This is a genomic window from Marinobacter sp. ES-1 (genome assembly GCF_000475255.1).
GTDB classification, from domain to species: domain Bacteria; phylum Pseudomonadota; class Gammaproteobacteria; order Pseudomonadales; family Oleiphilaceae; genus Marinobacter; species Marinobacter vinifirmus.
Window position 1 is genome coordinate 15,638 of the sequence record NZ_AXBV01000070.1, and the last position, 13,042, is coordinate 28,679.

Consider the following 13,042-nt stretch of genomic DNA (forward strand, 5'->3'; position numbering starts at 1 on the left):
TTATGCCCGGACTGTTAAGGCTGCAATGGCTGGTTCCGGGTATCTGTGCCCTGTTTCTCGCTGGATGTAACCCGTTCTCCGAAGCCAAGCCGATGATGACCGAGTACCTGGAGCGCCTGGCCCGGGTACTTGAAGCCCCCGTTGTTTCCCTGCCTGAAGAGTTGCCGCCGGCATCGCAATTACCCCGCCGCCGTGACCGCGTGCTGGACATGCCGGAACTGGATATCGGCATGCTCGAATTCCTGTCGCTGTATGGTTGTGAGCTGCAGTATGTGGTGGGTGAGAAGAACTCGGTCATGGGCAGGGTGATGCAGCCGGTAAACCGCCTGCGATACGAGGTACGTTTTATCCGCGCCGCGGAAGACTGCCTGCCGGAGATGGATGATGAAGAGCTTGGGGAAACCCTGGCTGAAGCGATCGAGAGCAAGCGGGATTCGTTACCCCGGGCTGTCTGGAACGCCACCTGGGGCACCGAAGAAATCGAGAACCTGTTTACCCTGAGTAAAGGTTTTTACCCGGCGGGTGAAGGCCAGCTTCCGGTTTCCGATCTGCTGCGGGACCTGGAACAATTGAGCGAGACGGTGACAGCCTTGTTGCGGCCGCAGCTTGACGTTTCCCTGGATAACCTGGGCGCCATCCATCAGCGCTGGCAGGCCGAATACCGGGCCGGGCAACTGGTTAACAGTGCCCGCTTGCTGATTGCCACGCTGGATACCGGCACCGAAGTGCTTCAGGCCAGGCTGGCAGAACGGCCGCTATGCCTTAACGGGAAACCGAACAACCAGTCCGACATCGTTCACAGTTTTTTCTTCAGTGTGTATATCGGTGAGGTTCAGCCCTACATGAGTGATGTCAGCCGGGCGGCCGATACCTTGATTGCGGGCTTCGCAGAGCTGGCGGCGAAGCAGGAAGCGCAAATACCGGAAGCCTTTGGCGGCTGGGCTCGCCGGCACCTGCAGGCTGGTGAGGAAGGCAGCCTCTGGCATCAGCTTGATGGCGCAATGATGCGCCACACACGCCACTGGCAGCAACTGCTGGAACAATGCGGGCTGAGGCCGGGTGCCTGACAGCCCGCACTGGCTATAGCCGGCGTTAGCCCGCCGCCACAGGCCGGTTCACTTTCAGGTGCACCATGGCCACGGTGAACAGCAGGAAGGTGAGAATGGTCATGATCACTGGCCCGGCAGCACCTTCGCTCAGCCAGGCCGAAACCACCGCCTGGGTAAAGTAGAAAATCAGTACAAAGGCCATCCAGATATAGCCCCGGTTATGACCGCGGAAAACCGGCACGGCAAACGCCAGCAGCGGCAGGAGTTTGACCGTCAGCATCAGGGAAATCGAGACGCCTTCCACGGGTGCCGGGTAGAAGGTCGTCAGCAGCAAGCCGGCCAGCACCGAGATGTACAGGGCGATGGTCAGGCGTGCCGTGGTTTTTGCTTTGTCGTTGTGGAGCATAGAAGGTTCCGGGTGGTGGATTTCGAATCAGTCAGCCAGTTTCACGGCCAGCCGCGCCAGCCGCTCGCCAAAGGCCTGGCACAGGGCTTTCTCGTGTTCGCTCAAACCCTGCTGGGCGCCGGTGCCGGCCCAGTGTGAAGGCCCGTAGGGGGTGCCGCCGGTGCTGGTTTCATTCAGGGCGCTCTCCGAGTAGGGCAGGCCGCACAGCACCATGCCGTGGTGCAGCAGAGGTAGCATCATGGTGAGCAGGGTGGTTTCCTGGCCGCCATGCAGGCTGCCGGTGGAGGTGAACGCACCGCCAGGCTTGCCGGCGAGCTTGCCGTTCAGCCACAGGTCTCCGGTGCCGTCCAGGAAGTGCTTGAGCGGTGCCGCCATATTTCCGAAGCGGGTAGGGCTACCCAGTGCCAGGCCGGCACAGTTGGCCAGTTCTTCCCGGGTTGCATAGGGGGCGCCGGTATCCGGAACCGGGGGCAGGCTGGCAGTGGTGTCTGGCGACACCGGCGGAACGGTGCGGATCTTCGCTTCCATCCCGCTTACCCGGGCCACGCCCCGGCCAATCTGGGTGGCCATGTCGGCCGTCTGGCCGTTCCGGCTGTAATACAGAACAAGAATGTACGGGCTGGTATCGCTCATGCCTGGCTCCTGGGTAATGCTTCAGAGAATCTCGAGTACGCTTTCCGGCGGCCGGCCAATGGCGGCCTTGCCGTTGGCCAGTACAATCGGCCGTTCGATCAGTTTCGGTGTTGCGACCATGGCTTTTACCAGCTGTTCACGGCTCAGCTCCGGGTTATCCAGGCCCTGTTCCTTGTATTCGCTTTCTTTAGTACGCATCAGCTGGCGGGGCTCGCAGCCCAGCAGGTCAAGGATATGTAACAGTTCCTGCTCTGTCGGAGGCGTCTCCAGGTAGCGTATAATCTCCGGTTCGATGCCCTTTTGCTGAATCAGCTCAAGGGTCTGCCGTGATTTGGAGCACCGTGGGTTATGGAAAATGCGGGTTGGTTCTGTCATGGTCATGCCCGGTTTACAGTAATGGTTGCTGTCCTTTCGAAGGGCGGTAGTCTAACAGGAGGATATCCCTTGCAGTACCCTCGGCCGTTCAGGCGTTTTCTGGCTTTAATTACGCTGGTTTTAGCGGCAGCGACCATCACCGGTTGTGAAAAAACCGAGCTGCAGCGTGCCGATGGTACAGCTATGAACTGGGATGACTTCCGTGGCCGCTGGGTATTGGTGAACTACTGGGCAGAATGGTGTAAGCCTTGCCTGGAAGAAATTCCCGAACTGAACGAGCTGGACAAGGCGCCGGACATCTCGGTACTGGGTGTGAATTTTGATGGCGTTACCGGCACGGCCCTGGAGCAGTTGGGAGAGGAAATGGGCATCGAGTTCCTTATGCTGGGCCAGGACCCGGGCCCGGAATTCGGCTGGAAAATGCCCGTGGGCTTGCCCGCCACGTTCATTGTCGACCCCTCCGGCAACCTGGTCGAAACCCGGTTCGGGCCACAAACCGAAGAAGACATCCGCACACTGATTGGCAACTGACCATGGCAAACACTTTCGTTCACCTGCGTGTACATTCCGAATATTCCATGGTGGATGGCCTGGTTCGGGTCAAGCCGCTGATCGGCCGCGTGGCGGAGCTGGGCATGCCCGCCGTCGGCCTGACCGAACAATCCAATATGTGCTCCCTGGTGCGCTTCTACAAGGCCGCCATGGGCGCCGGCGTCAAGCCGATCATCGGTGCGGACCTGTGGCTGGAAAACCCGGATGAGCCGGAAAACCCGTTCCGCCTGACCCTGCTGGCCCGCAACAACGACGGTTACCTCAACCTCACCGAAATCATCTCCCTCGGCTATACCGAAGGCCAGCGCTACGGCAAGCCGATTATCCGCAAGGAATGGCTGGAAGCCCGGCCGGCGGGGCTGATTGCCCTGTCCGGTGCCAAGATGGGGGATGTGGGCAAGGCTTTGCTGGCGGGCAAGCCGGAACTGGCCCGTGAGCGAGCCGAATACTGGATGAACCTGTACCCGGACAGCTATTACCTGGAGCTGCAGCGTACCGGCCGGGCCGGCGATGAAGACTGCCTGCATATGAGCGTGGAACTGGCAGCTGAACTGGGCCTGCCGGTGGTGGCTACCAATGATGTGCACTTCCTGCAGGCGGACGATTTCGAAGCCCACGAGGCCCGTGTCTGTATTGGTGAAAGCCGGACCCTGGATGACCCCAGACGGGACCGCCGCTTCAGCGACCAGCAATACCTGCGTAGCGCCGAGGAAATGATCGAGCTGTTCTCGGACATTCCCGAGGCCGTCGAGAACACCGTAGAAATCGCCAAACGCTGTTCCGTGAAAGTGCGCATGGGCGAGTACTTCCTGCCCAACTATCCGATCCCGGATGGCATGACCATGGACGACTACTTCCGAAAGGTGTCGGAAGAAGGTCTGGAGATGCGCCTCGCGAAAACCCTGAGCAAGGATGACCCGGAATACGACCAGAAGCGCGAAGAATACGCCAAGCGCCTGAAGTTCGAGCTGGATATCATCATCCAGATGGGCTTCCCGGGTTACTTCCTGATCGTTATGGACTTCATCAAGTGGGCCAAGAACAACGGCGTGCCGGTGGGCCCGGGCCGGGGGTCCGGTGCTGGCTCCCTGGTGGCCTATGTGCTGCTGATTACGGATCTGGATCCGCTGGAATACGACCTGCTGTTCGAGCGGTTCCTGAACCCGGAACGGGTATCCATGCCCGACTTCGACGTCGACTTCTGTATGGAAGGCCGGGACCGGGTCATCGAATACACCGCCCAGAAATACGGCCGGGAAGCGGTTTCCCAAATCATCACCTTCGGTACCATGGCCGCCAAGGCGGTGGTGCGGGACGTTGCCCGGGTGCAGGGCAAATCCTACGGCCTGGCAGACAAGCTCTCCAAGCTGATTCCCTTTGAAGTGGGCATGACCCTCAACAAGGCCATCGAACAGGAGCCCCAGCTCAAGGAATTCCTGGAGCAGGATGAAGAAGCCCAGGAAATCTGGGAAATGGCCCTGAAGCTTGAAGGCGTGTGCCGGAACGCCGGTAAACACGCAGGGGGTGTGGTGATCGCGCCCACCAAGATTACGGATTTCTCGCCGCTGTATTGCGACGATGAGGGCGGAAGCCTGGTCACCCAGTTCGATAAAGGGGATGTGGAAGACGCCGGGCTGGTGAAGTTCGACTTCCTGGGTCTGCGGACCCTGACCATCATCAAGTGGGCCCTGGGCATGATCAACCCGCGCCGGCAAGAGCGCGGGCTTGTTGACCTGGACATCAGCACCATTCCGCTGGATGACAAGCCCTCGTTCGACCTGCTGAAAAAGGCCGAGACCACCGCGGTGTTCCAGCTGGAATCCCGCGGCATGAAAGACCTGATCCGACGCCTGCAGCCGGACTCCCTGGAAGACATGATCGCCCTGGTGGCCCTGTTCCGCCCGGGGCCGCTGCAGTCCGGCATGGTAGACGACTTTATCGACCGTAAGCATGGTCGCCAGCCGATGTCTTACCCGCACCCGGATTATCAGTATCAAGGCCTGAAGCCGGTATTGGAGCCCACTTACGGGGTCATCCTGTACCAGGAGCAGGTCATGCAGATTGCCCAGGTGATGGCCGGCTATACGCTGGGTGGTGCAGACATGCTGCGCAGGGCCATGGGTAAGAAAAAACCTGAGGAGATGGAGAAACAGAAGGCCATCTTCCTGGACGGTTGCGAAAACAACGGCATCGACAAGACCCTGGCCGAGAATATCTTCGACCTGGTAGAAAAGTTCGCCGGCTACGGCTTCAACAAATCGCACTCCGCAGCGTACGCGCTGGTGTCCTACCAGACCCTGTGGCTGAAAACCCACTACCCGGCCGAGTTCATGGCTGCGGTACTTACCGCCGATATGCAGAACACCGACAAGGTGGTCACGCTGGTGGAAGAGTGCCGGAACATGAAGCTGGACCTGCTGGTACCGGACGTCAGCCGTTCTGCCTACACCTTCACGGTGAATGACGATGGCCAGATTGTTTACGGCCTGGGCGCGATCAAGGGCCTGGGTGAGGGTCCTATCGAAAGTATTGTTGAGGCGGCGAAAGACGGCCCGTTCCAGGATATCTTCGATTTCTGCCGTCGCATCGACCTGAAAAAGGTGAACAAGCGGGCCATGGAAGCCCTGATCCGCTCCGGTGCGATGGACAAGTTGGGCGCGGGCCGTGCCCAGCTGATGGCGAGCATCGAGAAGGCCATACAGCAAGCCGACCAGCAATCCCGTAACGATGCCGCTGGCATGGTGGATATGTTCGGCGAAATGCTCGAAGGCGGCGGCGAAGACGGTGATCCCTACGCAGATGTGGCCAACGTGCGCGAGTGGCCGGAGAAAGAACGGCTCAAGGGTGAGAAAGACACCCTGGGTATTTACCTTACCGGCCACCCGTTCGACGAATACGAGCGGGAAGTGCGGCGCTTTGTCCGTAATTCCATTGCTGACCTCAAGCCCAACAAGTCGCCCCAGCGGGTGGCCGGGCTGGTGGTGGCCCAGCGCACCATGAAAACCCGTACCGGCTCCACCATGTGCTTTATCACCCTGGATGACCGCAGCGCCCGCATTGAGGCCACGCTGTTCTCGGAAGCATTCTTCGAAAACCGCGAATTGCTGCAGTCGGACCAGGTGATTGTGGTGGAAGGGCAGGTCAGCCACGATGATTATTCCGGACAGATGAAAATGCGGGTCAGCTCGGTGATGGACGTGGCCACCGCCCGGCAGCAGTTCAGCCGGGGTATCCGGCTGGCCCTGCATGCTGAACAGCTGCAGAACGGCCTGCTGGACAAACTCGACGACACGCTGCGGCAGTTCCGTAACGAAGGCAGCCCGGTGTGGATCGAATACAGCAGTGCCGAGGCCAGCACCCGGATTGAGCTGGGGCCGTCCTGGCGGGTGCAGCCCGATGACAACCTGTTGTTCGAGTTGAAACACCTGGTGGGAGAGAAGTCGGTGGAGTTGGTCTATGATTAAGACCAATGTCCGCTTTAGTTGAGCGTTTTGCGCTGCTATCTTTGTCCCAAATTCTGGTTATGGTGGGTTGACCGCCCACCTGGCAAGCAAATGATGGAACATCATGAACCCTAATTACCTGGATTTCGAACAGCCGATCGCCGACCTGGAAGCCAAGATTGAAGAGCTTCGCATGGTGGGTAACGACACCGACATCAATATCACTGATGAAATCAGTCGTCTGAAGAAGAAAAGCGTCAGCCTGACGGAAACCATCTTTTCAGACCTCAAGCCCTGGGACGTAGCCCGCCTGGCCCGCCATCCGCGCCGCCCCTACACCCAGGACTATATCGACCTGATTTTTGAAGATTTTGACGAACTGCACGGCGACCGTCGCTATGCGGATGATTTGTCCATCATTGGCGGCACCGCTCGCCTGGACAACAAACCCGTGATGGTGATTGGTCACCAGAAAGGCCGCGAAGTGCGTGACAAGGTCAAGCGCAACTTCGGCATGCCGCGCCCGGAAGGCTACCGTAAGGCCCTGCGCCTGATGGAAATGGCCGAGCGCTTCAAGATGCCGATCCTGACCTTTATCGATACCCCGGGCGCCTATCCCGGTATCGGCGCCGAGGAGCGTGGCCAGAGTGAAGCTATCGCCTTTAACCTGGCGGTGATGTCGCGCCTGAAAACCCCCGTTATCTCCACCGTAATCGGTGAGGGTGGCTCCGGTGGTGCACTGGCCATTGGCGTGTGCGACCAGCTGAACATGCTTCAGTACTCAACCTACGCGGTTATCTCCCCTGAGGGTTGCGCGTCGATTTTGTGGAAGAGTGCGGAGTATGCCTCCCAGGCTGCGGAAGCTATGGGTGTAACTGCCCAGCGCCTGAAAGAGCTGGGTGTTGCGGATAACGTGATTGCGGAGCCCCTCGGTGGTGCCCACCGCAATCCGGAAAAAATGGCCGAGACCCTGAAAACGACCCTGGGTCAGGGCATTGACGAGCTGAGCCGTTTACCCCTGGACGAGCTGGTAAGCCGCCGTTACGAGCGCTTAACCAAGTATGAAGGCGGGCGGTAACACCGCCCGGGCTTCTGGCTGGCCCGGCGACCTGCTCGGGCCGGTCAGTCAACTTCCCGAATACTCCCGTCTCTGGGTGGCCTTCAGCGGCGGCCTGGATTCCACGCTGTTATTGCAGGCTGCCTCTGCCTGCCACCCCTCTGTTACTGCCCTGCACATCAATCATCAGCTCCAGCCCAATCATCAGCAGACCGAGCAATTCTGCCGGGATGTCTGCGAGCAGCTGGGTGTTGAATTGTCCGTTGCGCGGGTGGATGTCCCGGTTGGTGCCAGGGGTGCTGGCGGCCTGGAAGATGCGGCCCGTACAGCCCGTTATGAGGTGTTTCACAACACCCTGAACCCGGGCGACATGTTATTGATGGCCCACCACGCCGATGACCAGGCAGAAACGGTCCTTTTCCGGCTGTTGCGGGGCTCCGGTGTCAGCGGGCTGGCCGGAATGCCGAAAACGCGGCCGTTAGGCAAGGGCACCCTGTACCGGCCCTGGCTCGGGGTCAGTCGCGACAGGCTGGAGCAGGTGGCGACGAAACTTGGTGTACGCTGGGTGGAAGACCCCAGCAACCAGAGCCCGCAGTTCGACCGCAATTACCTGCGCCACAGTGTTCTGCCTGGCCTGAAGGACCGTTGGCCCGGTTTGTTGAAACGGGTTGCCCACAGTGCCCGATCCTGTGCCGAAAGTGACCAGCTGAATCAACGCCTGGCGGAGCTTCAGTGGCAGACCTGTTCCGATGACGGCCGCCTCGCGATTGAGCCGTTCTCCGCCCTGAGTGCCCTCGAGCGCCGCAACCTGGTGCGTTGGTGGATTCAGCGCGAGGCTTTCCCGCCGCCGGCTTTGGCTGGCTGGGACCAGGTTCTGGCTGAACTGCTTGAAGCCGGAGAGGATCGGGAGCCGGAGCTCCGGGGCGATGGATTCAGCTTGCGCCGTTACCGGGGGCATATCTACCTGGTGCCGGATAATCTTCCCGCGCCAGAGCCAGTAGCGCTTTCCCCCGGGTCGCCAGTGCGTTGGCCCGGCTGGTTGCTGTCGCTGGAATCGGTTGTCCCGGCAGAACAGCAAACAACGCCGCCGCCAATAAGGGTATCTACGAGGCAGGGCGGTGAGCGTGTCCGGCTGGCCCCGGGTAAGCCCTCCCGTGCTTTGAAAACCTGGCTGCAGGAACAGTCCGTTCCACCCTGGGAGCGCTCAGTATTACCGCTGGTTTGGCGGCAAACCAGCGAGGGTGAAGAGCTGATCGGGATTGGCGATTTGTGGTGTTCTGAACAATACTCGGGAGGCGCCCCTGCCACCGGCTGGCGGCTGATTGTGGAGAGGGATTGTGATTGAGTACAGAGGGGCTTTCTGGTAGTCTGGCGTCCCATCTTGAGATGAACAATCTCCCTCCTTCACCGAACCAGATAATCACGGAATCTGCATGACGCGTTATATTTTCGTCACCGGCGGTGTCGTGTCCTCATTAGGCAAAGGTATTGCGTCTGCCTCACTGGCAGCCATCCTCGAGGCACGCGGCCTGAAGGTCACTATTCTCAAGCTGGACCCGTACATCAACGTGGACCCCGGCACCATGAGCCCGTTCCAGCACGGTGAGGTTTTTGTCACCGAAGACGGCGCGGAAACCGACCTTGACCTGGGCCACTACGAACGCTTTATTCGTACCCCCATGAGCAAGCGCAATAACTTCACCACCGGCCGGGTGTACGAAGAAGTTATCCGCAAAGAGCGTCGTGGCGATTATCTTGGCGGTACTGTGCAGGTGATCCCGCACATCACCGACGAAATCAAGCGCCGTGTGGTTGAAGGCGCAGCCGGTGCCGACGTGGCACTGATTGAAGTCGGCGGCACAGTGGGCGATATCGAATCCCTGCCGTTCCTCGAAGCCTGTCGCCAGCTGAAGGTGGAAGTAGGCTCTCAGCGTGCCCTGTTCATGCACCTGACCCTGGTGCCCTACATTGCCACCGCCGGCGAGATCAAAACCAAGCCGACCCAGCATTCCGTGAAAGAAATGCGCTCCATCGGCCTGCAGCCAGACATTCTGCTGTGCCGCTCCGAGCACGAAGTGGATGCCAGCTCCCGTCGCAAGATTGCCCTGTTCACCAACGTGGAAGAGCGTGCGGTCATCCCGATGCAGGATGCCAAGTCCATCTACGCCATTCCGCGCATGCTGCACGAATACGGACTGGACCAGCTGGTTATCGAGCGCTTCGGCCTGGATGCCCGTGAAGCAGACCTGGGCGAGTGGGACGCTGTTGTGGAATCCCTGATGAATCCGCAGCAGGAAGTCACCATCGCCATGGTCGGTAAGTACATGGAGCTGCTGGACGCCTACAAATCCCTGATCGAGTCCCTGCTGCACGCCGGCATCAAGACCCGCACCAAGGTGAACATCAACTATATCGATTCCGAAGACATCGAGCGTGACGGCACCGCCGTGCTGGAATCTGCTGATGCAATCCTGGTGCCCGGTGGCTTTGGTGAGCGTGGCGTGGAAGGCAAGATCCGCACGGTTCAGTATGCCCGTGAGAACAAGGTTCCGTATCTGGGCATCTGTCTGGGTATGCAGGTGGCGGTTATCGAATACGCCCGTAACGTGGCCGGCCTGAAAGACGCCCATAGCACCGAGTTCCGTGAGCACACCCCGGAGCCGGTCGTCGGCCTGATTACCGAGTGGCTCGACGCCAGTGGTGCTACCGAAGCACGCACCGAAGCGTCTGACCTTGGCGGCACCATGCGCCTTGGCGCCCAGGATTGCGTACTGACGGACGGCTCCAGCATCGCCGCCTGCTACGGCAAGAAAACCATTCGCGAACGTCATCGCCACCGTTACGAAGTCAACAACCACTTCCTGCCAAAACTGGAAGAGGCTGGCCTGATCATCTCCGGCCGCTCCGCTGACGGCAAACTGGTTGAAGTGGTGGAAGCGCCGGAACATCCGTGGTTCGTGGCGTGCCAGTTCCACCCGGAATTCACCTCGACACCCCGCGACGGCCACCCGCTGTTCAAGGGCTTTGTTGAGGCAGCACTGGCCAACAAAAAGGGATCCTGAGCATGGCCCGCAGCAACCTGAACGTCTCGGGAATCGAAATCGCCAACGACAAGCCCTTTGTGCTGTTCGGCGGCATGAACGTACTCGAGTCCAGGGAACTGGCGTTTGAAGTGGCCGAAAAGTACGTGGATGTCTGCAACAGGCTCGGCATCCCTTACGTGTTCAAAGCCTCCTTCGACAAGGCCAACCGCTCGTCCATCAACTCCTTCCGGGGCCCCGGCCTCGAGAAGGGGCTGCAGATCCTGGCAGACATCAAAAGCAAATTCGGCGTGCCCATCATCTCTGACGTGCACGAACCGGAGCAGGCGGCGCCTGCAGCTGAAGTCTGCGACATCATCCAGTTGCCGGCATTCCTGAGCCGTCAGACCGACCTGGTGGTGGCCATGGCCAAGACCGGTGCGGTCATCAACATCAAGAAAGCCCAGTTCTTGGCTCCCCAGGAAATGAAGCACATCATCACCAAGTGCGAAGAAGCCGGCAACGACCAGGTTATCCTGTGCGAGCGCGGCAGCAGCTTCGGCTACAACAACCTGGTGGTCGACATGCTGGGCTTCGGCATCATGAAGCAGATGAACGTGCCGGTGTTCTTTGACGTCACCCACTCCCTGCAGATGCCTGGTGGCCGTGCCGACTCGGCCGGTGGCCGACGCGCCCAGGTGACCGACCTGGCGCTGGCTGGTATGTCCCAGGGCCTGGCAGGTTTGTTCCTGGAAGCCCATCCTGACCCGGACAAGGCTATGTGTGACGGCCCCTGCGCCCTGCGCCTGAGCCAGCTGGAGCCGTTCCTGCAGCGGGTGAAAGCTGTGGATGACCTGGTAAAAAGTTTTAAACCTATCGACACCGCCTGATTGGCGGTGTTCGTTTTAGTCCTGTTCGGGAGTACGAGCAGGTGGGGGATGGCTTTATGAAACACGCTCCTTGCGGCACGTCCATGTGACGCTTGGGCTCCGCCATCCATGGCTCCGCACAGTTTCATAAAGCCATCCCCGCCCGCTCTCGATCTAACTAATTTATAACCTTTAAGATATTGAACAAACGGAGATTCACTGGAATGACCAAGATTGCCAACATCAAAGCCCGTGAGGTTCTGGATTCCCGCGGCAACCCTACCGTTGAAGCCGATGTTATTCTGGAAGACGGCACCATTGGTACCGCTTGTGCGCCTTCTGGTGCTTCCACCGGTTCCCGTGAGGCATTGGAACTGCGTGATGGTGATGCTTCTCGTTATCTGGGTAAGGGCGTCCTGAAAGCGGTTGATGCGGTAAACAGCAAGATTCGTGATGCATTGGTCGGTAAAGATTCTGCGGATCAGCGTGGTCTGGACCAGATTATGCTGGATCTGGACGGCACCGAGAACAAGGCCAACCTGGGCGCCAACGCCATTCTGGCAGTCTCCCTTGCAGCGGCCAAGGCGGCTGCTGTTTCTCTGAAGAAGCCGCTGTATGCGCACATTGCTGACATCAACGGCACTCCCGGCGAATTCTCCATGCCGGTACCGATGATGAACATTCTGAACGGTGGTGAGCACGCGGATAACAACGTGGACATCCAGGAGTTCATGGTTCAGCCGGTTGCTGTGAAGAGCTTTGCAGAGGCTCTGCGTGTCGGCGCCGAGATCTTCCACAGCTTGAAGAAAGTGTTGAAGTCTCAGGGCCTGAACACAGCGGTGGGCGACGAGGGTGGTTTTGCGCCGAACCTGCCGTCCAATGAAGCGGCCCTGGCTGCGATCAAGCAAGCTGTTGAAGACGCTGGCTATGAACTGGGCAAAGACGTAACCCTGGCGCTGGATTGTGCCTCTTCCGAGTTCTACAAAGACGGTCAGTATCAGCTGTCTGGTGAAGGCAAGAGCTTTGATTCCGAAGGCTTCGCCGATTACCTGGCAGGCCTGTGTGAGCGTTATCCGATTGTGTCCATCGAGGATGGCATGGACGAAAGCGATTGGGATGGCTGGAAGATCCTGACTGACAAGCTGGGCAGCAAGGTGCAGCTGGTTGGTGATGATCTGTTTGTCACCAACACCAAGATCCTGAAGCAGGGCATCGAGAAGGGCGTTGGTAACTCCATCCTGATCAAGTTCAACCAGATCGGTAGCCTGTCTGAAACTCTGGATGCCATCAAGATGGCTCAGGACGCCGGCTACACGGCGGTGATTTCTCACCGTTCCGGTGAAACGGAAGACACCACCATTGCTGACCTGGCGGTTGCGACCTGTGCCGGCCAGATCAAGACCGGTTCTCTGTGCCGCTCAGACCGGGTTGCCAAGTACAACCAGCTGCTGCGTATTGAAGAGGCGCTGGAAGGTAAGGCACCTTACCGTGGCCTGAGCGAGATCAAGGGTCAGGGTTAAGACCCGCGACATTTTTGAGTCTGCCAGCGCGCGCTGGTAAGTAACAAAATGTTAAGGCCATCGCGTTCCGGATGAAAATTCGGACACGATGGCCTTTTTGTACAGTGACTTACAAGAA

11 protein-coding genes are annotated in these 13,042 nt (G+C 59.3%); 8 read left to right on the plus strand and 3 right to left on the minus strand.

All coding sequences use genetic code 11. The annotated features are described in order from the left end of the window. Positions 1 to 2: 2 nt before the first annotated feature. Positions 3 to 1,067, plus strand: a complete 1,065-nt coding sequence (locus tag Q668_RS13030; RefSeq protein WP_022990056.1) for a DUF3080 domain-containing protein — start codon at positions 3 to 5, stop codon at positions 1,065 to 1,067. Between the two features lie 25 nt (positions 1,068 to 1,092). Here Q668_RS13030 and Q668_RS13035 read toward each other — a convergent pair whose 3' ends face one another. The 3 genes from Q668_RS13035 to arsC are packed head-to-tail and all read right to left on the minus strand — an operon-like array spanning position 1,093 to position 2,463. Further along, the gene (locus tag Q668_RS13035; protein WP_022990057.1) at positions 1,093 to 1,455 is read right to left on the minus strand and encodes a DUF2069 domain-containing protein; all 363 of its coding nucleotides are present in this window, start codon (positions 1,453 to 1,455) and stop codon (positions 1,093 to 1,095) included. 27 nt (positions 1,456 to 1,482) lie between these two features. Beyond that, complete coding sequence (wrbA, locus tag Q668_RS13040; protein ID WP_022990058.1) at positions 1,483 to 2,088, minus strand: NAD(P)H:quinone oxidoreductase; 606 nt, start codon at positions 2,086 to 2,088, stop codon at positions 1,483 to 1,485. Between the two features lie 21 nt (positions 2,089 to 2,109). Next, positions 2,110 to 2,463, minus strand: coding sequence for an arsenate reductase (glutaredoxin) (gene arsC / locus Q668_RS13045; RefSeq protein WP_036219981.1), 354 nt, complete (start codon positions 2,461 to 2,463; stop codon positions 2,110 to 2,112). Between the two features lie 69 nt (positions 2,464 to 2,532). Between arsC and Q668_RS13050 the strand changes: the two genes are divergently transcribed. From Q668_RS13050 to eno, 7 genes are all read left to right on the plus strand, one after another. Continuing rightward, positions 2,533 to 2,994 carry a TlpA family protein disulfide reductase gene (locus tag Q668_RS13050; protein ID WP_022990060.1) on the plus strand — a complete coding sequence of 154 codons (462 nt, stop codon included), beginning with the start codon at positions 2,533 to 2,535 and terminating at the stop codon, positions 2,992 to 2,994. A 2-nt stretch (positions 2,995 to 2,996) separates the two neighbouring features. Further along, positions 2,997 to 6,479 (plus strand): DNA polymerase III subunit alpha, encoded by a 3,483-nt coding sequence (dnaE, locus tag Q668_RS13055; protein ID WP_022990061.1) that lies wholly within the window; start codon positions 2,997 to 2,999, stop codon positions 6,477 to 6,479. A 103-nt stretch (positions 6,480 to 6,582) separates the two neighbouring features. Then, positions 6,583 to 7,536 carry an acetyl-CoA carboxylase carboxyl transferase subunit alpha gene (gene accA / locus Q668_RS13060; RefSeq protein WP_022990062.1) on the plus strand — a complete coding sequence of 318 codons (954 nt, stop codon included), beginning with the start codon at positions 6,583 to 6,585 and terminating at the stop codon, positions 7,534 to 7,536. Continuing rightward, on the plus strand, positions 7,520 to 8,860 hold the full coding sequence (gene tilS / locus Q668_RS13065) for a tRNA lysidine(34) synthetase TilS (protein ID WP_022990063.1): 1,341 nt from the start codon (positions 7,520 to 7,522) through the stop codon (positions 8,858 to 8,860). The genes accA and tilS overlap by 17 nt, the downstream gene beginning before the upstream one ends. A gap of 88 nt (positions 8,861 to 8,948) precedes the next feature. Then, entirely contained in the window at positions 8,949 to 10,577 is a 1,629-nt protein-coding gene (locus tag Q668_RS13070) for a CTP synthase (protein WP_022990064.1), read from the plus strand. Between the two features lie 2 nt (positions 10,578 to 10,579). Beyond that, on the plus strand, positions 10,580 to 11,425 hold the full coding sequence (kdsA, locus tag Q668_RS13075; RefSeq protein ID WP_022990065.1) for a 3-deoxy-8-phosphooctulonate synthase: 846 nt from the start codon (positions 10,580 to 10,582) through the stop codon (positions 11,423 to 11,425). Positions 11,426 to 11,628: 203 nt separating this feature from the next. Then, positions 11,629 to 12,924 (plus strand): phosphopyruvate hydratase, encoded by a 1,296-nt coding sequence (gene eno, locus Q668_RS13080; protein WP_022990066.1) that lies wholly within the window; start codon positions 11,629 to 11,631, stop codon positions 12,922 to 12,924. Positions 12,925 to 13,042 lie beyond the last annotated feature (118 nt).